The following is a 26,264-nucleotide window of genomic DNA, read 5'->3' as shown; positions in this document are numbered from 1 at the left end:
TGTGTAGTTTTACTCTACTACCATCTTTTTAGTATCGACCTTTTTCCCATCTACCCAAAGGGTGTAGAAGTAAACTCCGGCCGCTAGACCTTGACTATTGATATTTACTTCGCCTTCAGCTCTTTCGGCGATATCCATCTGCGCAACGATCTTCCCGTTACCATCACTGAATACCATCTTGGCATTAGAGACATTCTGTGGTAAGTAATAGGCAATGCTCGAAGTATTCTTAAATGGATTTGGAATGTTCTGATAAAGCACTGGTTTATTTGCTCTGGCTCCAAATTCATCAGTTCTGAGCGTTCCTCCACAGGCACAGGCCTCAATGGTCGTAACTCTTGCCAGAAGATCATCGATCTGCGCTTGCTGTGCTGTATTTTCGGCTTCCAAGGTTGATAATATCGGTGACAGGTCTACATCTACAGAAGTTCCGTTTTCAATGGCAACTGTAAGTGTATTACCACTAAGGCTTGCCGAAGTTAAATTCTGACTATCGGTATTTACGTAGGCCGAAAGATCTACTGTTGTACCATCATTGGTCAAACTCAAGGTGTTGCCTGTAAGACTTAGATCCTGTGCATCGGTATTATCCAAATAGCCAGAAAGGTCTACGGTATCCGTACCGTCGTCGCTGGTCAACGTAAGGTCATTGACCGTCAAAGCCAGTGTTTGATTGTCGGTATTATCTAGGTAAGGATTTAGAAGAACGAAATTGCCGTCTTGTATATAAAGACTGTCATTGACGATACTCAATGTTTGATCATCGGTATCAGTATCTGTGGTGGCCCCGATCCAAGCAGCGCCGTCCCAAACGTATAACGCTTTGTCATCCGTGTCATAGACCATCAACCCTTCATCTGCGGCTGCCAAGCTGCCTTCTAAAGTAGTTCGTAAGGCGCCGGTCATTCTGTTGACCAAGAATCCTTTGTTGGTATCTGCCAACTCTAAGGAAGCGTTGGCGTTTGGAGTGTCGGTACCGATACCTACACTTAAAGGATAGGTAGCACCTCCAAGTACCATGGTATTATCTTGCTCTGCCCTAGCCTCTGGACCAATGGCTACGCTATATTTTCCACTGGCATACGCTTTATATCCTAAACCAATGGATAGGGTATCTACTGCACGCGAGGAATGTCCTATGGCAACGCTATACGCACTAGCATTAGTGATCGTATCTGCCTTGGCGTTATATCCAATAGCGATGGCACCATCACCTTGAGCCACAGAAGACCCACCTATAGCAATCCCTTGTGTATTGTCCACATCTACCTGATAACCTATCCCTATGGAATAGTTTTGTCGTACATTGGCCTCATATCCGATGGCTGTTTTGTAATTCTCAAAGCTCCCAGTAAAGTCGTTATAAGCATTATATCCTACAACGATATCTCCTTCGCCATAGGCCTGCGCAAAAGCACCAAGAACGATCATCTTATTACCACCATCTGCATTGATACCATATCCCATCAATACCGCATCATCGGCATCCAAGTTGATACTAGCACCCATAAAGGTCGCTCTACTATTAGAGGTTACAGTAAAGTTGGCATCGTACCCCATCCCAACATTGTCCTCTCCAATTCTATTGGAATACCCGGCATAGAAACCGACATAGGTATTTCGATTAGCATTGTTGGTAGCATTAGTTCTATTATTATCCCAACCAGCATAAGATCCTACAAAAGTGTTGTAATCGGCATGTTCAGTGGCCGCACCCGCTGCATGACCAATCATGGTGTTGTTATGCGCTCCGCCCATATCAGTACCCGCAGAATCTCCGATAGCCGTATTGTGAAACCCTGTCGTATTATCATAGCCTGCATCGTTTCCGAAGAAGGCATTCTTATAACCATCGGTATTGTTCCTACCTGCTGTACGTCCCACGAAAGTGTTCTCATTTCCTTCGGTATTGCTATATCCAGCATCTTCACCGATAAACGTATTTCTGTCGCCACCAGCATTTCGAAAACCTGCCTGTTCTCCGACAAAGACATTATCAAAGCCAGCAACATTGCTAAGACCAGCCTCAGTACCCACAAAAACATTGTCCGTGGAAGTACTTAAGAAACCAGCAGATCGTCCGATATAGACGTTGTCCGTGCCCGTGGTATTTGAATAACCTGCGTCACGTCCGATGAACACATTATCTTGAGCAGAAGTCTGACTAAAACCCGCTCGTGTACCCACCATCACATTCTGTGATCCAGAAGACAATGTAGTTGCCGCAGAATCCCCGATCATGGTGTTATAATCTCCAGTGGTGATGGAAGCTCCCGCTCCCGTACCCAAAGATTCGTTCAAGGTTTGTGCGTTGATGGAGGTGGTGCCGCATAGCGAAAGGAGGGCGACCACCAAAAGGCGTAGTTGTTTTTTCATTGTGAAAGGTGTGAAAGTTTGGGCAAATGTACCTTAATTTGATTATCTCTTCAAATTAAATTAGACAAACAGGTAGGAATACGTGCTTAAAAACCTACACATGAATCATTTTCAATATTTTATGGGAATCATGATAAATTTCCTATAAAGAAGCGCCCGTTTAAGATGAAAATTAAATCATCTTAAACGGACGCCAAATTCCTGATCTTGTTATTTTTTCGAAATACTTTGACTATTCTTTTTCTTGCTTTCCTAAGGAAGACAGCACCTCTTGCATCTGTTGTTTCAAGCTATTCAGCTCTTCACGAAGCTCGTTGATCTCTTTGATCTTCGCATCTACCTCTTGTTGCTTGATATCCATTTGCTCATTGATACGAGCCGCACTCACACCCGTAATAGATTCTGCTGTCTTGGCATGCAAGGCATAAGGCACACTGATCAATTGTGAGGTGCCAATATTCACATACGACGTACCTCCCGAAGTGTCGACTTCCACACGAAGATAAAAGGTATTGGAAGACCAATCGATAGCATCGAAAGTACCACTGGTAACGCTTCCGCCGCCAACAACGAGGTTGATGAGTCCTTTATCACTGGTCGTCAAGGAATGTTCTTCTATATAATCGGCGGCGCCTGTAGGTCCACCTCGCAATATACTGATACGCATGCCGACCAACTGATTGGTTATGGCATCTCCTGCACCATCCCTGATCACCGATTGGAAGTTGAACTGTTCTGGTGTATTTCCGGTGGTGGTCGAGGCTGCACTTTCTAAAGCCGTGACCCTTGCTTCTAGATCGGTGGTAAGTGTTGTAAGGTCGACGGTGTTGACACCGCCAGAAATACTTAAGATGCTTCCATCAAATGATAATTCTTGATTGTCCATATCAGCGCCTCCTCCGGCACTTTGCCAGGCAGAGCCGTCCCAGGTATAAAGTCCTTTGTCTTCGGTATCATATACCATCAATCCGTCATCGGCAACACCTAATCCACTCCCAAGTGTTGTACGCAAAGCGGTCGTCATTCTATTGACCAAGAAACCTTTATTGGTATCTGCCAGGTGCATAGAGGCATTGGCGCTTGGATTGTTGGTTCCTACACCCACACTTAACGGAAGCGTGGCACCACCAAGCAATAAGACATTCTCAGTATTTGCTTGAGCATTGGCACCTATTGCTATAGAATTGGCTGCGTTACTTCTCGCATTGAACCCTATGGCAATACCCAACGAATCGGTAACTCTGGCCGAGTGGCCCAAGGCGACACTTAAAATATTCGATGTTCCACCTGCGTTGGTCCCATCGGCTCTAGCATTTTGACCGATGGCGATACTCCCATCTGCTTGAACGGTTGAATTTCCTCCGATCGCAATCGATTGAAGATTATCAATATTTACTTGATATCCGATTCCAATGCCAAAATTTCCTCTAACATTGGCCTGATATCCAATAGCAGTCTTAAAGTCGATGGCATCTGTAAAATCGTTATTCACATTATAACCAATGATAACATCCCCATCTCCATACGACTGTGAATTGGCACCTAGCACCACCATTCTGTTGGCATTGGCAACATCGATACCGTAGCCCATCAGTACTGCATCATCTGCATCTAGGTCGATCGTAGAACCTATAAAGGTGGCCCTTTGGTTGACAGTGACCGTGAAATCGGCATCATATCCCATACCAACGTTATCCTCTCCATCTCTATTCGTATAGCCCGCTTGAAACCCAACGTAGGTATTTCGATTAGCATTTGTGGTAGAATTGAGACGGTTGTTGTCGTATCCAGCATACGAACCTATAAAGGTGTTATAATCGCCATGCTCATTGGCAGCACCTGAGGCATGTCCGACATAGGTATTGTTGTGACCATCACTAGCGTCGATTCCGGCAGAATCTCCTATTGCGGTATTATGAAATCCTGTGGTATTGTCGTAACCCGCTTCATTTCCAAAGAAGGCGTTCTTATAACCATCGGTATTCTGTCGTCCTGCGGTATTACCGACGAAGGTATTTTCGTCTGCAAGCCCAAGACCAGAGCTGTCATTATTATAACCAGCATCTTCCCCGATAAAGACATTGTCTCTACCTGCTATATTGGCTTGTCCAGCCTCTTCTCCAATAAAGACGTTATCTGATCCGGTAGTGTTAAATTCTCCAGCTTCCGTACCAATGAATACGTTGTCGGTTGCTGTACTATTAAAGCCAGCCTCTACCCCAATGTACACATTATCTGTACCGGTGGTATTCGAAAATCCAGCATCTTTACCTATAAAGATATTGTCACTGGCACTGGTCTGTCTTCGGCCAGCCCTGTAGCCTACCATGGTATTATTTAAACCCGAGCTTAAGCTCGTAGCGGCAGAATCACCGATCATCACATTGTTATCTCCCGATGTGATGGAAGCTCCGGCTGCCGTACCTAGCGCCTGGTTGTTGGTCTGTGCATAAAAAGGAAGGGTAAATAGAATTAGGCAAATTGTTAAAACGAGTTGGTTTGGTGTTGGTTTCATTTTGGAAGGGAATTTATTTACTTTGGTAAATATATACTCAACTACCTGATTAACTGAAATTTTACCGCCGAAAAGTCAAAAAATGGGTTTAATTACCCCTAAACAATTAACGTATTTTCTTACAATTAAAAAGTTTTGGGCTAAAATTCATTTAGGCGTGCAAAAAGAAGGCTTGTTGCGATCGCAGTTTTTAGAGTATATTGCCACCAAAAACAGTATTCGCCTTCATGGATCGATCCAATAAAATCTTGTTATTGCTTCTGGTTATATTTTCAAGCTTATATATTTTTGGATGGCTATTCCCAGAACCTTGGTGGAGTCTCCATTTCATAGCGTTCATCTCCCCTCTGGCAAAGGCCATCATCCTCTTTTGTTGCGGACTGTTTCTATACCGTTTTTTTATACCATCGCGCCGTACGATCTTGGATTCTAAGATATGGGACTACAAGATCACTTGGGCCTCCGGCCTTGCTCTAACATATATGATATTGATGCTCGTTTTTCCAATGATCTATGACTTTTATGGAGACTCGTATCGCGTAGCACCACATCTAAACAAAATTCCTCCCAGTATCCCCGATGGCGCCAACGAGGCCTTCTTCGATTTTAGCCTAGGCGCATGGGCCGGACAGGCAACGGTCTTTTCATTGGTCACCTACGTAGCGGTATTCTTTAAGCTTTCCTATAAATGGGCCTTTATCGTTTTTGACGCCTTTTTTGGTGGTGCTTTTGTGTTCTTGTGGGTCTCTTTTGTCTTAAAGACCTTAAAGAATAATGTTTGGAAGATCGTAATGGTATTGGCAGGGATCACTGCACCTTTTATGCTCAATTTCTTTGGCCACACAGAAATTTATGCGATGCTACTCTTTATGCAGCTTTGGTGGTTTACATTGGCCTTCAAATATTTGAGTACAGAAAAAACATCGCTGCTCATTTGGCTATTTGTACTCTTACTTGTCTGTTTAAAAGTGCATGCCATCAATCTTTTACTCGTGCCAGGTTATGTGATATTGCTCTGGAAACATCTTAAAGGGTCATCACCAAGTTGGAAATCGGCTGCAAATTACATCTTAGCGCCGATCTTTGTGATCGGGGCTATTTTATACTTCTTTTATTTTGAAGACCATATCGACGACCGAAGCTTAAGGACAGAAGCCTTTGAATATGACCATCTATTTCTTCCCCTGTTCTCTCCAAAACCGCCATTGGATACCTATGACCTATTAAGTGTAAATCATATCTTGGATTATTTGAACGCTATTTTAATGTGGTCGCCCATCGCTTTGTTGGTAATACTGCTAATTTCGATCATAAAACCTAAAAAATTGAATTGGAATGCTACCGCTGTCGTTTTTACAGGCACATCTCTTATTCTTTTCTCGTCATTACTATTTATGATCAATCCTCTGTTAAGTATGCCTATCGATTGGGACCTTTTTAGTATTCCAAGCATTGCATTGTTGTTTTTCTCGATAGCATTGGTCAGCGAGACTGAGATGGACCTCGCGCCTAAAGGTGTCATCAATGTGGCTTCGGTCTTGGCAATGCTCTCAATTCCTATCGTCTTGGTACACAATGACCAAAATAGTTTAAACGACCGAATGGATACGATAGCCGTTCATTTTTATAAGACCTACTATGAGGGAAGCGCGAAATTCTATGATGATGTTTTAAAGGCAGATCCCAATTACGAGCAAAGTAGAAAGTTCAGAGGCGAGGAAGTGATTCGCGCTATAGCACCTCACTCGACCAAATTGATCGATTATGAATTTGGCAGGTTCCTTTTTATGCAGGGCCGTTATCATCTGCGAACGAGAAAAGAGCCCAAAATAGCCCTGGATTACTTCGAAAGGTCGTCTAAATACTATGAGTTATACGATGTGAAATTATTGACCTTGGAAGCATATTTTGTAGATCGTGCCTATGATAAGGCCTATGAGGTGTCCAAAGAACTTATCACATTTTCCTATCCCTCCGAACAGAAAGCCTATCGTGCCAGTTTACATTGTGCGTTAGAAGCGGGGTTCTACGCTGAAGCGGAAAAAATTGCCACCTTTTATGTCCGAAATTGGCCCGAAGACATTACGGTAAGAGAGGTTTATACGCGATTGAAGTCGAAAGATCGTGTTGACGAGATCAAAACACTTTTTCAAAGAAGCAACTAAGAAAAACGATTTAGAAAACCTTCGTCGACAAAAGCCAGCATCTCCTTGTCACCGCTGCTATTGCCATAGGCATAACTATAGGTAATGGTTTGTGTATCCAGCGATTCTTTAATTCGTCTTACCTTTTCAAGACCATTGCAGTTGTTACCTGATAATCTTCCTGTGACCTTGTTCTCAACGACCTCTAATGTTGATGCGATAACTTGCAAGCCCATCTGAGAACTCCATGGCTCGATCCAATTTTCCAAAGAAGCTGAAACGACCACCACCTTGTGGCCTTCCCTTTGATGCCAGTCTATCCTTTGCAGAGCATTGTGCTTAATCATCTTGGGCAATTGCTCCTTGGCATAGCGCTCACAAAGGCTATTAAAGCTTTCCAACTCCATACCATGAAAAAAATGTTTCAACAATAGCTCTTTCGCCCGTTTTCCGCTTACCAGATCTAGCTTGTACCCCACCATAAAAAAACCATACCGAACTAACCCTAAGTATAGCGCTCTTTTTCCTTTGTAATAGGTGATGAAATCTATAAGACTATCCCTTTTAGTGATGGTCCCATCAAAATCAAAGAAAGCGACCGTCATAGATTCAGTCTTTTGAAGATAAATGCTGGTAAAATGCGAATGACAAACATGATCGGCCTCCAGATGGCTTTGACATAAATGACATTACGTTTGCGCCGCTGTGCGCTGAAGATTTTCTTTGCCACTACATCGGGGGTTGTGGTCAATCGCTTAGGTAAGCTAAGGTGTGCGGTCATTTTGGTATCTACAAAACCGGGCTTTACTATAAGAACATGAATTCCTTTTTTCGATAATCGAGCATTTAGTCCGCTTAAATAAGCGGTGAATCCGGCTTTTGCACTGCCATAATGATAATTGCTTGCCCTTCCTCGTTCTCCAGCCACAGAACTGATCCCAACAATAAAACCCTCACCTTGTTTTTCCAAATACTCAGCCGAGACATTCAGAATGCTGACGCATCCAAGGAAATTGGTTCTGATGATACGATCGACCTCTTCAAAGCTGGTTTGGGCCAAGGCCTCATCGCCCAAATAGCCAATACAACAAATAACACCAGCGGGTTGTATTGGAAGCGCCTTGAAAAACGAAGTATGCGTTGTCTCTTTTAAAACATCGAATTCTAGCAGACTTACAGATATCTTGTAGGTCACTTTGAGGTCCTCTTTAAATGTATCCAGATCATCGATGTTTCTTCCAGCCAATAATAAATGGTAGCCATTTGCCGCATATTTTTTGGCGATGGCCATTGCGATATCACTTTTTGCTCCAAGAATCAACAGATGTTGCATAACCGTATCGTTCTGTCTACAAACCTAATCTTTTGGACTGAAAGGATTGTAACTTTTCTAGTTGATATTTTTTTCTAACCTCACGAAATTTCTCTAAGGCGGGATATCCCTTTTCGAAGAATTCTCTAGACATTCTTCCATCTTTTGCCAAATATACTCTGCCTTTTCCTGCAGAAACGATCTGGTCGAGTTCCTCTAAAAAAGGAAGCAATCCATCTTTCATCTTAAAATCCATGGTAAGGGTATAGCCTTCCATAGGAAATGACAAATAATTGGCATTTGCCTCGCCGAATTGCTTTAGGACGGACAGATACGAACGATGATCACTTTCAGCTACTCTATTTACAATAGCTCCGAGTACTTCTTTGGCATTTTGGAAAGGTATTACCAACTGATATTGAATAAAACCCTGACTTCCATAGATGCGGTTCCAGTTTTTTATTCTGTCTAAAGGATAAAAGAATGCTTCGATGTTAACTGAACGCCTCCCTGCTTTATTAACATTCAAAAATCGCTGATTGTATAGTTTCATGCTTGTATCATTCAGCAAAAAAGAAGGAAACGCCCTTGGGATGGATATAGGTTGCTTGAAAGAGAAATGCAACCTTCCTTCATCTGCGTGCTCTCCCAGAAAAACAAGTCCTTTCTGCTGGGTATGTTCCTTTGCAAAACCATCTATCCAAGCCACTACGTAGGTGCTTTTATTATTGGCATCAAGGAGATCGATGGTTTCCGAGAGGCTATCCGTTTGCCTCAAATCCTGTTGGATGAAAGCGCTTTTTATTGGTTTTAAACGGAACTCGGCTTCGAGAATTACTCCGGTAAGGCCCATGCCTCCGCAACTCGCATGAAATAGATCGGCATGTTGTTCTCTTGAACACTTTAAAACGGTGCCATCGGGTAGCAGCAGCAGCAACCAATTCACATAGTTGCAAAAGGTGCCTTCCACATGATGGTTCTTCCCGTGTACGTCTGCGGCAATGGCGCCTCCTAGAGTAATATATTTGGTACCGGGCGTCACTGGCAAGAACCATTTTTTAGGAATTATGATTTCCAATAGCTGCTTTAATAGGATCCCCGATTGACAGTGAATGATTCCATTTTCTGAGTCGAAGGAAATCACTTTATCGGCATTACGCACGTTGAGTACGTTCTTATTCAGGCAACAATCGCCATAACTTCTGCCATTTCCGTAGGTAATAAAATCAGGGACTTCACTTAAGGTGCTTGGCAGCTGTATTGACTGCAAATCGTGAACTATTCCCTTCGTATTCTGAGAATTTCCCCAAGATCGGATGATGGAATGATGTTTTCCTGCTTTCATATAAATCTGATGACCACAAAGGTAATGATCCATCCGGTAATGATTCCCTGCAGCCATGAATCCTTTAAGATGATCGAGGTAGGATCGATATATTCGCTATGTGACCTTGAGAAAAATAGATACCGAAACACTCCGAATACCACCCAAGGCGTAGTGAGCAACACCCAAATATTGCCATAGCGCTCTATCACCAGGCGATCCCGCGTGTAGAAGAGATAGCTCACACAGATCACCACTCCAAGAAAGACCATGATGCTATCCAAAAACTTGATCGAATATAATCGCAGATTTTTTTTTGAATTCTGCCCCTCTTGTTGCATCAAGACCAGATCGGCCCTTCGTTTTGAAAATACCAGGAAAATGGCCAGTAAAAAGGTCATGGCCAATATCCAATTGGAGGCAGCAATATCAGTTGCATAACTGCCGGCTAAAATTCGCAAGACAAATCCAAGACCAATGATAAGAACATCAAATACAGGGACATGCTTCAGCCAAAAAGTGTATAAAACATTGAGCACTAAATAGCTGCTTAAGACGAAAAAAACATCACGGTCGAACAAAAAGGCAATGATCATACCACTGATCAATAGAAAAAGGGTGATTCGTAAAGCATGGGGAACGGCGATGGCTCCTGAAGCGATTGGACGAAAGCGTTTTATTGGATGAGCCCTGTCCGTATAGACATCAGAAATATCATTGATGATGTAGACGGCACTAGCAATCAAAGAAAACAGAAGAAATGCTAGCATTGCCTTACCAATGGTATCAGGGCTAAGATCGAATACAAAGAATAAAGGCGCAAAGACAAAGAGATTCTTCACATATTGATGAACTCGAAAAAGGTGTATATAGCTATGGATAGTTTTCAATATTATGGTCGTCGGTTCTTAGAAAGTAATGTCTCACACTGATCGATCTCCTCGATCGCTGGTTGATAATCTGGGACCAAGACCAAGCATTTCTCGAAATCCTCTATCGCAAGTTCGCACAAGCCCTGTGCCTTGAATAAGACCCCTCGGTTCAAAAATACCAATAAATGGTTGGGGGCTATCTTTTCGGCCCGATTGAAATCGGATAATGCCTGATTATAATCTCCGCGATTCATGTAAATGATGCCTCGATTGATATACACCTCAACCCTGTTTGTTCCACCGATGATCGCCTTGGTCAATTCTGAAAGTGCAAGATCGAACAACTGTCTTTTAAAATAAATACCTCCGCGTATCGCATGAACTTTGGTCATATTCGGGTCTAGCTGCAATGCCTTTTCAAAAGACATGAGTGCGTCCTTTTCTTTTTTAAATTCCAACAGCACCAATCCCCTTTGAAAATATACCTCCGCAAAAGGCGTATTTCTATTGACCAAAAAATCAAGGTCTCTCAACGCAAGACTAAGTTTTCCCATTTTCTTGTAGGCTATCGACCGATTGTAGTAGGCCTTTTCCTCTAGCGAATCGAGGGCTATCACTCTATTGAAATCCCACAAACCCTTTTGCAATTCATTATTTTCTGTGTAGACGATACCTCGATTCAGAATGGCAGGAATATAGGCGCTGTCCAAGCTGATAGCCATATTAAAATCGGCAACCGCCAAATTCTTCTTCTTTGTTCTCGAGTAAATGACCCCGCGATTGTAGTAGGCGATATCATGCAACGGATTTAGATGGATCGACCTTGAGCAATCTTCGATACCCTGCTCGTATTTTTTGGTAGCAAGAAGATCACCACATCGATTGGCATAAGCGAGGAAATCGTTGGGATATATCTCTATGACATTGCTCCATAAGGTATGCCCATTCTTCCATGTTTTGGAGTAATTGAATGTTTTTGATCCCAATAATCCAAAATATAAGGCGATACACATCGCGATCAACCGTCGATGATTTCGAAAATTATCAAACAGCCAACCCAGACCGATAGCCATAATGAAGAACAAGCCAAAATAAGGCAAGTAGGTGAATCGATCGGCGGTCACGGCACTGCCGAAAGGAAGCACCTGAATTACAGGAATCAAAGAAATAAAGAAGAAGGCAAAGCCAAAGTTGAGAAGGCGCCAACGCTTCCAATTGAGAACCAGCATCAAGAATGTAGCAATTACAGGAATCGCTGCGGCATAATAGTACCATGGACTCGGCTGTCCCAATTTGTTCACATAGGGATGAAATGCGCTAAGATCATAAGGTAGCATCGCTTTTACCATATAAATGAAATATCCGTAAAATCCTACCGCCAAACGATCGATAAAGCTCATCGCCTTACCTTCTTCCAACGCGCCACCACTTTCCTGCGCGCCAATCGCCACGATGGTGAAGATCACAGCGACGAAAAAGAAAGGCAGCTTCTCCAAGAGCAAACGTTTCCAATCCTTCCTTCTGTAAAAGTAATCGAACACAAAAAGGATAAGCGGAAAGATGACCGCCGTTCCTTTAGACAGCAAGGAACATAGAAACAACAAAAGTATCAGAAATAAGTATAGATAACCGACATTGCTGTCTCGCTTCTGGTTATAAGCATGATATACCACCAATGCCCCCAGGAAGAAAAAAGTGTAAAGCAGGTCTTTTCTGGCCGTGATCCATGCTACCGCTTCCACGTGCATCGGGTGCATCCCAAACAAGACTGCCACCGCAAAAGCCACCCATCTACGTTTCGATAAGATGAAGGCAAGATAGAACACCAAAACCACATTGAATAAATGAATAATGAGGTTCGTTATATGAAAAACGGTAGGGTCCAAACCGCCTAAAGCGTAGTCTATCGCCCATGAAAGTACCACCAGTGGCACATAAGCACCCGCGATCTGCTCTGTGGTAAAGATCTTCTTTATCCCTTCGAAAGACAGATCCCTGATCAGCGGATTGGTCAAGAGATAGGTGGGATCGTCCCAACTTACCCAATGGTTAAAAAGTGTTGGAGACAAACAGATGATACTCGCCAAAACGGCCAGGCCTATTAATTTATAACTAGAAAACGATCTTAAATCGGTTAGCATTGATCTAATTTGGACAGCAAAATAACAATTATTCCCAACGCAAATGAACAAATTGGATGATTAGCTGTTACTTTTGTATTTTTCAAAGGATTCTACAAAGTTGAAAATAATTAGAAATACGATTTCTTCTTACTACGGCATGGTCGCGATGGTCATCGTGCTTATATATCTATTAGGAATACTATTCAGTGAGTGCCTCTGGGGCGTGCATTTTTTGGCTTTTTTACCCATTGGTATAAAACTGACGATCCCTTTGATCGCCATTGCATCGATCTTTTTATCGGGAAGTGAGCGATTACAAGAGACCATTCAAAAATGGTGTAAAATGCCCCTTTTAAGATACAGAAATGTTGTCCTTGTGGGCGCAACTTACGGATTGTTGTTCTATGCATTTCCAATCGCACAGGATTACTATGGCAATGCTCGAAGCTTTATTCCCTTTTCAGAACAAATTGCCACATCCTTTCCTAAAAATTTTGTCGCAGACCTTTTTGTGTTTGAACTGGACAATGACAAAACGCGATGGACCTTCTTCAAATTGGTCACCGCAAGCTCATATCTATTCGATATTACTCATGAAAAAGCATTTAGGTTGCTTAATGCGTTCTTCGGATGCAGCTTTATCATTATTTGGCTCTGGACGGTTCTATATTTTGTTAAAACAAGGATTTGGCAGATAATTCTGATGTTGACAGGCTCTACCGCGCCATTTCTTATGGTCTATTTTGGTCATTTAGAATCGTATGGCTTCATATTTTTGTTGACATTGATTTGGTTATTGACCTTGGTAAAAATAGTACAGACCAAAAACAAGAAACTGTTTTGGCTACTGCCCATCCTATTGCTGATAGCTTTGCGTTTTCATTTGTTGATGCTGCTATTTGTACCCTCCTTGCTTTTGACCGCATTTTTGATATTTAGCCCGAAGGCGAACTGGACAAAAAAAGTCATCTCCCTGAAAGGAATTGGTCTTGGCATCCTTTTGCCAGCGATCATCTTTGGACTTTACGGTTATTTCTTTGTCTTTGAAGATCATATCGACCCAATGATACTCGAGAACGATACGCCGGCCATCGATCGATTGTTCTTACCCTTATTCGCCCCTGAAGCGCCGTTGGACAAGTACACCTTGCTAAGCTGGAATCATATTTTAGACCTATTCAATACCTTTTTTTACTGGTCACCAGTACTATTATTCCTCATAGCTGTCCTTTTCAAAAGTCGAAAAAAAATCGATTGGAAATCGCCAACCCTCTTACTTTTGGGGCTTTCCTTCGTACTTTTTATGATGTTGCTCATCGTCATTAATCCGTTGTTGTCATTACCTATGGATTGGGACCTGTTTTGTTTCCCAGCGATCATAATGCTAGTGATTCTTCTTCATATATTTAGCCAATTAAGGGATGAGTCGATCGCGGTTAAGATTTTACCGATCTGCTTAGGGCTTTCCATACTTTCCCTTCCAGTATTTATTGTAAAGTCCAGCTTAACAATGCATTCTTACCGCATGGAGCGTGTTGCAACACATGTCTATAAAACCTATTACCAACATAGTGATGCTTACATGCTGAAGGCACTTCAAATGATCCCAAATGATCACGCCCTTTATGAACAGCGAAAAGAAGCCCTTTTAGAACGATTAAAACCTATTGCTGTGGAAGGTAACGATAAAAAATATGCGTATCTGCTTTTAGATGATGGAGTAAATGCGCTACTAAGGAATGATCATGAAAAAGCAACCATCATTTTGGAGGAAGCCGATCATTATTTTCCAAACGATAGCCTTATTTTAAAATATTTAAATGAGGCCCTCTTACTTCGAGGGAAATCAACTTCAAAAGCTATTGAACATACAAGAAAAGAAGTTGAAGAATTGATATATCTTGGGTTGAAGGCTTCCCGAGAAATGAAAGACTACCCACTTGCCATAGCGCTATTCGATAAGGCTGAGAGCCTTCAACCTAACAATCCCGATCTACCAATGTACAAGATGGAGGTCTTCTTTTTTGAAAAGGATCATAAAGCAGCCTTTAACGAAGCAAGGAAGTTGGTCAAACTTAAACATCCGAGTGAAAAACAATCGCTACGCTTCGGAATCCATTGTGCGCTTGAAGCCGCCATGTATAGCGAGGCGGAGCAATATAGCGCAAGCTATTTAGAGAAATGGCCTGAAGATCGTTTGATCGCTGCTGTTTATCGGCGGTTGCGTGAAAACGAGGAAGTGGCTGCACTTAAATTTTTATTTTCGCGATCATGAGATTCAGCTTTTTTATCTTCTTGATTTTGCTTTTCCTTTGTGGCCAAGGTCGTTCACAGGAAGATCATTCGATCGCTAGGCGATGGATGGATGTGATGTTACGTATCGTTCAAGAAGATGGACAAGGGCCAACGGTACAGGCGAGGAATTATTTTCATACATCCGCCGCCATATATGATGCATGGGCGGCCTATGACTCGAAACAGGAAACCTATTTTTTAGGAAAGAACAAACGCGGATTGGAGTTGCCATTTGATTCAAAATTTAAAAAGATCTCTACAAATGTCGATAGCCTTCGAAATATCGCCATCAATTATGCGGCGTTTATGATATTGAGAATGCGCTACGAAGATTACGGGAGTAAAGGCCGTACGATCGATTTTATCATCGATGAATTTGAGCGCAATGGTGGAGATCAAAAATATATGGATGATGATTATCTTGAGGGGAGTCCGGAGGCACTAGGCAACTATATCGGCAACTATGTGCTGGAACTGGGCTTGAACGATGGCTCTAGAGAAGAAGATCGTCATGAATCTGAAGGTTATCGCCGTATCAACCCAAATCTACGCCCCGAATTACCTGGTGTCGGAGAACTTAGAGACCCCAATCACTGGCAGCCCGTAGAGATTCAACATTATATTAGAGAAAAAGGAAGTGATAAAACCTTAAAGGATTGGAATTTCCTATTAATTCCTGGCAATACGGAGTTCTTGACCAACTTTTGGGGAGAGGTCATTCCTTTTGCGCTTGAAGATAAGGAAGGCCCGTTTCCAATTCATCTAGATCCGGGGGCACCTCCCTATCTCGATTCTAGAGACACCATCTCTTCCAAGAACTATCGTTGGGGCTTTCAATTGGTGCAACATTGGTCGAGCTATTTGGACCCGGACAAAACGAAGATATGGGATATTTCGCCACGGGGTATCACGAGTATGGAAGGTCAAATTCCCAGGACCGTTGACGAATACAAGGCCTACTTTGAGCGTGCAGAAAACAACGAACGCGGAAAAGCTGCAAAAAATCCCTTTACAGGGAAAAAGTATGCAAAGAACAAAGTAAAACAGGGCGACTATGTGCGAACCATCGCCGAATTTTGGGTCGATGGTCCCAATACCTCATCCCCCCCTGGACATTGGCTTCAATTTTTGAATAAGGTTTCCTATCACACAGATTTTAAACGAAAATGGAAGGGCAAGGGGCCGTCGCTTTCGCAATTGGAATGGGATGTGAAAAGCTACTTTTTAATGACCGGCACCTTGCACGATGCTGGGATTGCCGCTTGGAGTATCAAAAATCATTATGACTATGTGCGACCGATCACTGCGATTCGCTTTCTAGCAGATGTCGGGCAATCTTCAAATCCCGAGCTGCCTAATTACAATCCATTTGGCTTGAAATTAACCAAGGGCATCACCGAATTGGTTACAATCGATGATCCTTTAGTTGGGGCAAATAAGGAACATTTGAACAAGATCAAGATCAAGGCATGGCGAGGACCCGATGCGGTGAATGATCCTTTGACCGATACGGCCGGTGTTGGATGGATATTGGCCGAGAATTGGTGGCCCTATCAACGCTATACTTTTGCTACCCCCCCTTTTGCGGGCTATGTGTCTGGGCATTCTACTTTCTCTACTGCCAGTGCCGTGATGCTACACCATATCACAGGCTCTCCTTATTTTCCCAATGGCTTGGAAACCTTCACCGCAACAAAAAATGAGTTCCTTCAATTCGAAGAGGGGCCCTCGGAAGATATTACCCTGCAATGGGCCACTTTTTACGATGCGGCCATAGAAACCTGTTTATCGCGGATCTGGGGCGGCATTCATCCTCCTGTCGATGATATCGAAGGCAGACGGGTTGGAAAAAAGGTTGCGGAGAATGCTATTGAGTTTGCCGACCGGTTTTTTGAATAAGATACGACTTAAGGAAATTGTGTCAGTTCGAGTGCCATGCCAAGGCGTGGTGTATCGAGAACAAACAATTTACGTCCAAAAACTTCTTCTCGATACAATTTTTCTAAAAAAATTACTCGAAGTGACAGTTTTTGAGCAAATCGATTTTTACAACGAACTTATGTTAATATAAATAAAAACTCCCAGACCGAACTACCGGGATGAGAGCTATTAAAGTCATTAGTACACAATCATCATAAACCATTAATTTAACCTATCTTTGCTGCCGAATTTTTTCAGCTAATGAGACTACATAGAAATTTAGTGCTGGCCGTCATCGACGGACTCTTCAATATTTTTAACAATGGCGAATATGCCAGCAAAGAGGTTGAAAAACTCCTAAAGCGCGATAAGCGATGGGGTGCAAGAGATCGAGCCTTTATTGCAGAGACCGTCTACGACATCGTGCGCTGGAGAAGGTTGTATGCGCATATTGCAGAAGCTGGAAATCACTTCGACCGTCCCAACCTATGGAAAATGTTTGCCGTTTGGGCAGTGCTAAGAGGATATCAACTACCTACAGGCTGGAAACAGATACAAAGCACTCCAGAAAGACGTATCAAAGGAAAGTTTGATGAAGCCAAGAAAGATCGAAGAATTGGCCAGTCCATCCCCGATTGGTTGGATGAACTAGGAGTCTCCGAACTTGGCGAGAAAAAATGGACCGAAGAGATCACCGCCTTGAACCAACAGGCCGAAGTGGTTCTAAGAGCCAATACGCTTAAGACGAGCAGAGCGCTTCTACAAAAACAACTTCGTGAAGAAGGAATCGAATCGTTTCCGCTCAAAAAATATACAAACGCTTTACAGCTTAAGGAACGTGCTAATGTCTTCACAACCGAGGCCTTTAAAAATGGACTTTTCGAAGTACAAGATGCATCCTCCCAGTTGGTCGCTGAATTTCTACAGGTACAACCAGGTATGCGGGTGGTCGATGCTTGTGCTGGCGCAGGTGGGAAATCGCTGCATCTGGCAGCTTTAATGGAAAATAAGGGGCAGATCATCGCCATGGACATCTATGCGAATAAACTAAAGGAATTGAAACGGAGAGCTAAACGAAACGGGGCTCATAACATAGAACCGCGACATATCGATTCGACCAAGGTGATCAAGAAATTGCATGAAAAAGCGGATCGGGTCCTGATCGATGCTCCTTGCAGCGGTTTGGGTGTACTAAAAAGAAATCCAGATGCCAAATGGAAACTTGAGTCATCCTTTATCGATAACATCAAGAAAACACAACAAGAGATCTTACAGCAATATAGCAAGATGGTGAAACCTGGAGGAAAGATGGTCTATGCTACTTGTTCGATACTTCCCTCCGAAAACCAAGAACAGGTTAACGAATTTTTAGCCTCAGAATTCGGAAAAGATTTTACCTTTGTCAAAGACAGAAAGATACTTGCCTCAAAATCAGGATACGACGGATTTTACATGGCATTGTTAAAGAAGAAATAGACCCCAGATCTAAATCACTACAAGAATGAAAAGACTATTATCCCTACTATTTTTAGTCGTTGGCCTTTTTTCTTACGCGCAAGATGGCGCTCCCGATGACTACTATAACGACGTAAATCTAACCTTGACCGGGACCGCTCTTAGAGACGAATTAGCGACAAAGATCACGAGTACACATACCAATTTCTTAAGCTACAGTGAGATCTGGGATGTAAGCAGAATCACCGATGAGGATGCTACCAACACTAGCAATGTGGTATTGCTATATGGTTGGGAAGCAGGATCTGACAGTGATTGTACCAACGACCGCTCTAGAAGCAAGACCCTTAATGGTGGTAATGCTTGCGATTGGAACAGGGAGCACTCCTACCCAAGATCTTTGGGAAATCCAGACCTTGGTTCCTCCGGTCCTGGATCGGATGCCCATCACCTACGCCCTACCGATGTGCAGCGCAATGGAAGCCGTGGAAGTCAGCTTTTTGCAAGTGGCTCTGGCAATTCTGGAAATGTAAGTGGAGGCTGGTATCCAGGTGACGAGTGGATCGGTGACGTGGCCCGAATGATGATGTATATGTATCTGCGTTATGGATCACAATGTTTACCTTCTAATGTGGCCGTTGGGTCTAACAATACCGTCGACAGCAATATGATCGACCTGCTGTTGGACTGGAATGCCGCCGACCCGGTGTCCCCGCTCGAAGATGCCCGTAACACCTATCACGATAGCACAGGTATCTATGCCCAGGGAAATCGAAATCCATTTATCGACAACCCATACCTCGCCACACAGATCTGGGGTGGCACGCCTGCCCAAGACCGCTGGAATACTGGTGGAGGGGATACAGAAGCTCCTACGATACCGACAAATCTTATCGTATCTAACGAAACTTCTAGCTCGTTGGATCTGTCATGGACGGCCTCGACCGATAATGTGGGTGTTAACGAATATGAGGTATATGTCGATAGTGTTTTAGACCAAACAGTAATGACCACCACTGCGACGATCTCTGGACTTTCCGCAAGTACAACCTACAGTTTAACCGTATTGGCAAAAGATGCCGCTGGAAACATGTCTGCCCAAAGCGCTGCCGTCAATGGTACTACGTTAATGGGTGGCGGTGGCAATAGTTGTGGCGGAGGGGTGAGTATTTCTGAGACCTTCATCAATATTCCAGATAGTGGTTCGGGATATGGCACGCGCAATTGGACGGGCGATGATGGCGGCAGTTGGACGGCAACCGATGCCAGAACGGATCAAACGATCGACGGAAAAGCCATCACCATAAGAAATGGAAGCCTTACAGCGCCACAGAGTACCGAAGGAATCGGAAATCTAACCGTAACCACCCAGCGCGTTTTTAGTGGTGGAAGCGGAACCTTCGACGTAGAAGTAAATGGAAGTGTGGTCGGAACTGTGGCCTATAGTGACGTTGAGCAGACCGTTAGCATCAACGATATCAATATCGAAGGGAATGTCATCGTTGTTTTCACAGGGAAAGCAGCCACTGGTGATCGGGTAAAAATAGACAATCTGAGTTGGACCTGCTATTCAGCTCCTACAAACATATCACTCTCGCCAAAAGTGTTTTTGGAAGGAGCGATGATCAATGAAACAACCCTGATGCGAGATGATCTTAGAGCCGCAACAGTCATTCCAACCACAAGTCCATATATCGATGCCGCAACAACGATAGCGGCCACTTTTGATCAAGGAGGAGCTTCTGGTATAGGATTGGCCCAAGACGATATTGTAGATTGGGTCTGGGTCGAATTACGAGATGCGACAAACAACGCGCTAGTGGTAGACGGACAATCGGCGCTGTTGCAGCGTGATGGCGATATCGTCTCCACCGACGGCAGCGCTCCGATGAGCTTTATGCAGTCTGCAGGGAACTATTATATTTTTGTCCAACATAGAAATCATTTGGGCATTCTCTCCACTAATACCTACGCGCTCTCCTCTGCTACAACGACGATAGATCTTGCAACAAACGCATCGGATGTTGTAGGGAATACCAATGCGGTGGTATTGCTATCCAACGGAAGCTATGGAATGATCACAGGCGATAACGATGGTAACGGACAAGTTCAAAATACCGATGTGTCTAGTCTTCGTCCACAGGTCGGAACTGCTGGTTATAACAATGCAGACTTGGATATGAATGGGCAAACTCAGTTAACCGACATCAACAATGCGCTACGACCCAATATTGGGAAGGGAGAACAGAACTAGCGGAACTACTTTTCAGCGAGTATTTATGCCCGCTGAAAAATGGTAGTTGAACTACCCTATCAAAGGATGGTGTCTTCGGAAAACACTTTTTTTGATTGTTAAAACAAAAACTGCATAAGCAAAGTGTTAGATCAAAAAAAAATAACTAAAGACCGTCTAAAAAGTACCATATTGGGTCATTGCGATTCGCCTCTGGCAGAGAAGCAATCTGTCTATCAATCCGTTAAAATTTAACAGATTCCTTCCCCTGAGTCCCTCAAGGTCGGAATGACGACTTTTTATACAGTCTCTTTTTGGCATCAAAGATTTCAACATCAATTTGTTGAATTCGCGGCTTTCTTTTTTTTAATTTATTTCGTTTGAATGGTTAAATTTGCGCTTTACAAACCGCCTCGGCGGTCAGGCACAACAAACACAACTAATAATTATGATCCTTTTCTTCGGAAACCCATCGAATAAGGTCTTTGCTGTTCAGACCGATACTGAGCTCACAAGCGAAGACATTCAAAAACTCCAATGGCTTTTTGGCGACCTAACACAGATAAATAAGGCATCGATCGATGCTTTTTTTGTTGGTCCGCGTGCCGCGATGATCACACCTTGGAGCACCAATGCCGTGGAGATCACCCAAAATATGGGCATCGCCGGAATTATAAGGATCGAAGAATTCACCGCCTGCGCAGAAGACCATTCGCATTACGACCCGATGATCTTTCAAAAGTTCAGTGGCCTGGATCAACAGTTGTTTACGATTGACATTACACCTGAAGCGATCTTGGATATCGAGGATATTTCGGCCTACAACCAACAAGAGGGATTAGCATTGAGCGATGATGAAGTTGAGTATCTGGAGACCCTTTCCAAAAAACTAGGCCGAAAGTTAACGGATTCGGAAGTATTTGGTTTCAGCCAAGTGAACTCCGAGCACTGTCGCCATAAGATATTCAATGGCACCTTTGTGATCGATGGAGAAGAAATGCCGTCGTCCCTATTCAAATTGATCAAGAAGACCGCTGCCGAACATCCCAACGATATCGTTTCGGCCTATAAAGATAATGTGGCATTTGTTAAAGGTCCAAAAGTGGTACAGTTTGCACCAAGATCTGCGGACAAACCCGACTTCTACGAAGAAAAAACATTCGATAGCGTTATTTCGTTGAAAGCAGAGACGCACAATTTTCCGACGACCGTAGAACCTTTTAACGGTGCTGCCACCGGTTCTGGGGGAGAGATCAGAGACCGTTTGGCCGGTGGAAAGGGCTCATTGCCTTTGGCTGGAACGGCAGTTTATATGACCTCCTATTCTCGTTTGGAAGAAGATCGTCCCTGGGAAAAGGCGGTGGAAGAACGCAAATGGTTATATCAAACTCCCATGGACATCCTGATAAAGGCATCCAATGGTGCTTCGGACTTTGGGAATAAGTTTGGCCAACCGTTGATCGCTGGCTCTGTTCTGACCTTTGAGCATGAGGAGCAAGCAAGAAAACTAGGTTTTGATAAGGTGATCATGCTAGCAGGTGGAATTGGTTACGGAAAGGCGGACCAAGCGATTAAAGGTAACCCAAAAGAAAATGATAAGATCGTCATTCTTGGGGGTGACAACTACCGCATTGGAATGGGCGGTGCTGCAGTATCCTCGGCAGACACTGGCGCCTTTGGTAGCGGCATCGAATTGAATGCGGTACAACGTTCCAATCCGGAGATGCAAAAACGTGCCGCTAACACCGTTCGTGGCATGGTGGAATGTGATGAGAATCCGATCGTCTCTATCCACGACCATGGTGCTGGCGGACATCTCAATTGCCTTTCAGAATTGGTTGAAGAGACCGGAGGAAAGATCGACTTGGACAAATTACCGATAGGCGATCCTACCCTATCTGCCAAAGAGATCATCGGCAATGAATCGCAAGAACGCATGGGCCTAGTGATAGGAAAAAGCGATATAGACATCCTACAACGAGTAGCCGATCGCGAACGATCTCCGATGTACGAGGTTGGCGATGTGACCAAGGACCATCAATTTACCTTCGAGTCTTCATCAAAAGGAGACAAGCCGATGGATCTGGCTTTGGAAGATATGTTTGGTAGTTCGCCAAAGACCATCATGAATGACACATCGGTAGATAGCGTCTATGCCGAAGTTGACTATACTTTAAATAACTTCCATCAATATTTAGAGCAGGTATTACAATTGGAAGCGGTGGCCTGCAAAGACTGGCTTACGAATAAGGTGGACCGCTGCGTTGGTGGCCGAGTGGCCAAGCAACAATGCGCCGGGCCCTTACAGCTCCCATTGAATAATTGTGGAGTGATGGCACTCGATTTCAAAGGAAAAGAAGGGATTGCCACCTCCATTGGACATTCACCCATTAGTGCGTTGATCGATCCAGTGGCTGGAAGCCGCAACTCCATTGCCGAGGCTTTGACCAATATCGTTTGGGCGCCTTTAAAAGATGGTTTGAAAAGTGTATCTCTTTCCGCCAACTGGATGTGGCCCTGTAAAAATAAAGGAGAGGACGCGCGCTTGTATGAGGCGGTCAAAGGTTGTTCGGACTTTGCGATTGAATTGGGCATCAACATCCCAACGGGAAAAGACTCGCTTTCAATGAAGCAGAAATATCCTAATGAAGATGTGATATCCCCGGGAACGGTGATCATTTCAGCAGCTGGAAACTGCAATGACATCAATAAGGTAGTAGAACCCGTATTTCAAAAAGGCGGCGGTCATATTTACTACATCAACTTCTCTCAGGACCATTTTAAGTTGGGTGGCTCGTCCTTTGCACAGATCGTTAACAAGATCGGAGATGAAGCACCAACGATTTTAGATGCTTCGCAGTTTAAAAAGACCTTTGATGTCCTTCAGCAATTGATCAAGGAAGAGAAGATCAGCTCCGGGCATGATGTTGCTTCAGGGGGATTGATCACCACCTTGCTCGAAATGTGCTTTGCAGACAACAACTTGGGAGCTGAGCTCGACTTGAGCGATCTGGGAGAAACGGATTCTATCAAGTTGTTGTTTTCAGAGAATGCGGGAATTGTGTTTCAGGCCGACGCTTCGGTAGCGAACATTTTTGATGAGAACAATATCGAATATTTCAACATTGGAACTGTGACCGAAAGTGATGTACTCAGCATCATCAATGACACCCATGTCTTTACGTTGACAGTTTCGAGATTGCGAGATGTTTGGTATAAGACCTCCCTCCTTTTGGACCGTCAACAGACCGCGAATGGTCTGGCTGACGAACGTTTTGAAAACTACAAGCAACAACCACTTCAATATAGCTTTCCAAAACACTTTACAGGAAAACTCGAAGATGTCATCGCGAACCCGAAGCTTCTGGGGAAGGGATCTGTCAAAAATGAAGAGATTACTTCGTCGCGAGCTCCTCGCAATGACAGACCCAAAGCCGCCATCCTCCGAGAAAAGGGAAGCAACTCTGAACGCGAGATGGCCAATGCCATGTATTTGGCTGGCTTTGATGTGAAGGATGTACATATGACCGATCTGATCTCTGGTCGAGAAACGCTAGCAGACATTCAATTTTTGGGAGCCGTCGGTGGATTCTCCAATTCTGACGTACTTGGTTCTGCCAAGGGTTGGGCTGGTGCCATCAAATACAACAAAAAGGCCAACAAAGTGATTGCCGATTTCTTTGCGAGAGAGGATACGCTGTCGGTTGGTATTTGCAACGGTTGTCAGTTGTTTATGGAATTGGACTTGATCAACCCCGACCATGAAGTTCATGGGAAGATGACCTACAATGATTCGCACAAGCACGAGAGTGCCTTTACTTCCGTGAAAATTCAAGAGAACGATTCGGTGATGCTTTCGACTTTGGCGGGTACCACTTTGGGGGTTTGGATCTCTCATGGTGAAGGCAAGTTCGATCTGCCTTATGACGAGGATCAGTATGCGATCGTCGCAAAATATGGTTATGAAGGCTATCCTGCCAATCCCAATGGAAGTGATTTTAATACGGCCATGCTTTGCGATAAGACCGGGCGTCATCTGGTGACCATGCCGCATATCGAGCGTTCGACCTTTCCGTGGAACTGGGCATATTACCCAGAACGAAGAGATGAAGTGTCGCCATGGTTGGAGGCCTTTATCAATGCAAGGAAATGGGTAGAGCGGCATACTGCGAAATAAAATAGCTCTGATCTTCTATGTGGGAGGAGTCTTCTTTCTAACGATCATCACCTCATCGTCCGAAAAGCTTACCCATGCAAAGTCATAGACCCAGTGGTAGGTCTTTCCTTTGCTATTGATATGGAAATGTGTGAGATATTTGAAGCGGAACTTCTTTTGCTCTAACAATATGCGAGGTATCTTTTTCTGGGTGATATGCTTACCCATCAATTCGAGCAGGATGGAGCGATTGCGATGAAGGATACGATCGATCTTTTCGCTAGCTATACTTGTGGTCTTCCGTAAGTTTACATGATAATAGTTTTTGCATCGTAAGGAACAAAACAATTGACCTCGACGACCTTTAAGCTGATTGCTACATATCTTACACTTTCGCTTCATTTTCATTTTTTGACCATCTTTTTCATCAAATAACCTGCTGTAAATGTACAAATTATACATTATCCGTTTTTAACCGTTAAAAACGTTTGTTGTCGTTTGTACACGAATACCCTTCATTATTTTAGGTATTTTTAGTCCATGGACATAGACAACGTACATCGGCTATTGCTAAGAAAGAATTATTCCAAGCATACACAACTCACCTATTTGAGCTATCTAAAGCGATATGACGCCTTCTGTAGAACGCATCATCTGACGTTCCATTGCGGTATCGAGCCTTTCATCCTACGGCTCATCGAGGAAGGTTATGCCATCAGCTCTCAAAATCAAGCCATCAATGCGATCAAGTTCTACCTGGAAAAGGTGGAGGGGCATGAGCGATTGCAGATTGATATTCCTCGACCAAAAAAAGAGCGGCAATTACCGGTTGTCCTCTCCCCTAGTGAAGTAATGCAAATATTTGAATGTATAGACAACGTAAAACATCTGGCCATCCTGAAGACGATCTATGCCTGCGGTTTACGCATCAGCGAGCTATTGAACTTGAAGCTAGAAGACATTGATGGCAAGCGTATGCTTTTGAAAGTCGTGCAAAGTAAGAACCGTAAAGACCGTTTGGTGCCACTGCCCATAGAGTTATTGACCTTCTTGCGTAGCTATTACAAGCGATATCGCCCAAAAGAGTATCTCTTTGAAACTCCAAGCGCCCATCATTCGGAAGTTCCTTGTCCGTATTCGGCAAGCAGCGTTAGAAAGATCCTTTATCGCGCCTGCAAAAAAGCAGGGATCATAAAAAAAGTGACGCCTCATACCTTGCGTCATAGCTATGCCACCCACTTGTACGAACATGGTGTGAGTTTGCGCAGTATTCAAGTGCTGCTGGGGCATAATAGCAGTAAGACGACAGAGATCTATACACATGTTAGCAATCCTCATATTTTAGGAACCCCCAGTCCTTTGAGTTTTTTAAAATTATCGTAGTTTAGAGGTACATTTATACATAGGAAATAAACGCCATTGCGTTTATATACAAGTTGTGATGCAATCGACCAATTTGATGTGACAACGCCCCTCGGAGGGGTTCGCTGGGAATGGGTGGAGTTCTGCGCGACGCGCGGGCGGCACCCGACGCAGGAT

General features: G+C 43.7%; 15 protein-coding genes. 7 read left to right on the top strand and 8 right to left on the bottom strand.

The window, feature by feature from the left end:
- Positions 1 to 9: 9 nt before the first annotated feature.
- The gene (locus ACFQ1M_RS08995; protein WP_386407156.1) at positions 10 to 2,376 is read right to left on the bottom strand and encodes a T9SS type A sorting domain-containing protein; all 2,367 of its coding nucleotides are present in this window, start codon (positions 2,374 to 2,376) and stop codon (positions 10 to 12) included.
- A 232-nt stretch (positions 2,377 to 2,608) separates the two neighbouring features.
- Positions 2,609 to 4,891: a hemagluttinin family protein gene (locus ACFQ1M_RS08990; RefSeq protein ID WP_386407153.1), complete on the bottom strand. Its 2,283-nt coding sequence runs from the start codon at positions 4,889 to 4,891 to the stop codon at positions 2,609 to 2,611.
- A gap of 254 nt (positions 4,892 to 5,145) precedes the next feature.
- Between ACFQ1M_RS08990 and ACFQ1M_RS08985 the strand changes: the two genes are divergently transcribed.
- Positions 5,146 to 7,056, top strand: a complete 1,911-nt coding sequence (locus tag ACFQ1M_RS08985; protein ID WP_386407150.1) for a hypothetical protein — start codon at positions 5,146 to 5,148, stop codon at positions 7,054 to 7,056.
- Here ACFQ1M_RS08985 and ACFQ1M_RS08980 read toward each other — a convergent pair.
- From ACFQ1M_RS08980 to ACFQ1M_RS08960, 5 genes are read right to left on the bottom strand one after another with little or no spacing between them, the layout of a single operon-like run.
- Positions 7,053 to 7,640 carry an HAD family hydrolase gene (locus ACFQ1M_RS08980; RefSeq protein ID WP_386407147.1) on the bottom strand — a complete coding sequence of 196 codons (588 nt, stop codon included), beginning with the start codon at positions 7,638 to 7,640 and terminating at the stop codon, positions 7,053 to 7,055. The genes ACFQ1M_RS08985 and ACFQ1M_RS08980 overlap by 4 nt on opposite strands.
- Positions 7,637 to 8,368: an SDR family oxidoreductase gene (locus ACFQ1M_RS08975; protein WP_386407144.1), complete on the bottom strand. Its 732-nt coding sequence runs from the start codon at positions 8,366 to 8,368 to the stop codon at positions 7,637 to 7,639. The genes ACFQ1M_RS08980 and ACFQ1M_RS08975 overlap by 4 nt, the downstream gene beginning before the upstream one ends.
- Positions 8,369 to 8,384: 16 nt before the next feature.
- Positions 8,385 to 9,692 carry an FAD-binding oxidoreductase gene (locus tag ACFQ1M_RS08970; RefSeq protein ID WP_386407141.1) on the bottom strand — a complete coding sequence of 436 codons (1,308 nt, stop codon included), beginning with the start codon at positions 9,690 to 9,692 and terminating at the stop codon, positions 8,385 to 8,387.
- Positions 9,689 to 10,561: a decaprenyl-phosphate phosphoribosyltransferase gene (locus ACFQ1M_RS08965; protein ID WP_386407138.1), complete on the bottom strand. Its 873-nt coding sequence runs from the start codon at positions 10,559 to 10,561 to the stop codon at positions 9,689 to 9,691. The genes ACFQ1M_RS08970 and ACFQ1M_RS08965 overlap by 4 nt, the downstream gene beginning before the upstream one ends.
- Positions 10,562 to 10,563: 2 nt before the next feature.
- Positions 10,564 to 12,684: a tetratricopeptide repeat protein gene (locus tag ACFQ1M_RS08960; protein WP_386407135.1), complete on the bottom strand. Its 2,121-nt coding sequence runs from the start codon at positions 12,682 to 12,684 to the stop codon at positions 10,564 to 10,566.
- 100 nt (positions 12,685 to 12,784) lie between these two features.
- Between ACFQ1M_RS08960 and ACFQ1M_RS08955 the strand changes: the two genes are divergently transcribed.
- From ACFQ1M_RS08955 to purL, 5 genes are all read left to right on the top strand, one after another.
- The gene (locus tag ACFQ1M_RS08955; protein ID WP_386407132.1) at positions 12,785 to 14,941 is read left to right on the top strand and encodes a tetratricopeptide repeat protein; all 2,157 of its coding nucleotides are present in this window, start codon (positions 12,785 to 12,787) and stop codon (positions 14,939 to 14,941) included.
- Positions 14,938 to 16,860, top strand: a complete 1,923-nt coding sequence (locus tag ACFQ1M_RS08950) for a vanadium-dependent haloperoxidase (RefSeq protein WP_386407129.1) — start codon at positions 14,938 to 14,940, stop codon at positions 16,858 to 16,860. Before ACFQ1M_RS08955 ends, ACFQ1M_RS08950 begins: the two co-directional genes overlap by 4 nt.
- Before the next feature lie 282 nt (positions 16,861 to 17,142).
- Positions 17,143 to 18,357, top strand: a complete 1,215-nt coding sequence (locus ACFQ1M_RS08945; RefSeq protein WP_386407126.1) for an RsmB/NOP family class I SAM-dependent RNA methyltransferase — start codon at positions 17,143 to 17,145, stop codon at positions 18,355 to 18,357.
- Positions 18,358 to 18,382: 25 nt separating this feature from the next.
- Positions 18,383 to 20,590 (top strand): endonuclease, encoded by a 2,208-nt coding sequence (locus tag ACFQ1M_RS08940; RefSeq protein ID WP_386407123.1) that lies wholly within the window; start codon positions 18,383 to 18,385, stop codon positions 20,588 to 20,590.
- Between the two features lie 427 nt (positions 20,591 to 21,017).
- Entirely contained in the window at positions 21,018 to 24,746 is a 3,729-nt protein-coding gene (gene purL, locus ACFQ1M_RS08935; RefSeq protein ID WP_386407120.1) for a phosphoribosylformylglycinamidine synthase, read from the top strand.
- Between the two features lie 15 nt (positions 24,747 to 24,761).
- Here the strand turns inward: purL and ACFQ1M_RS08930 are convergent, their stop codons facing one another.
- Positions 24,762 to 25,127 carry a hypothetical protein gene (locus ACFQ1M_RS08930; RefSeq protein WP_386407117.1) on the bottom strand — a complete coding sequence of 122 codons (366 nt, stop codon included), beginning with the start codon at positions 25,125 to 25,127 and terminating at the stop codon, positions 24,762 to 24,764.
- 138 nt (positions 25,128 to 25,265) lie between these two features.
- Here ACFQ1M_RS08930 and ACFQ1M_RS08925 point away from each other — a divergent pair, with 138 nt between their 5' ends.
- Positions 25,266 to 26,108 carry a tyrosine-type recombinase/integrase gene (locus ACFQ1M_RS08925; protein WP_386407114.1) on the top strand — a complete coding sequence of 281 codons (843 nt, stop codon included), beginning with the start codon at positions 25,266 to 25,268 and terminating at the stop codon, positions 26,106 to 26,108.
- Positions 26,109 to 26,264 lie beyond the last annotated feature (156 nt).

Origin of the sequence: Sungkyunkwania multivorans (assembly GCF_042675645.1) — a bacterium.
Taxonomy (GTDB): domain Bacteria; phylum Bacteroidota; class Bacteroidia; order Flavobacteriales; family Flavobacteriaceae; genus Sungkyunkwania; species Sungkyunkwania multivorans.
This window is presented reverse-complemented; position numbering and strand designations above follow the sequence as displayed.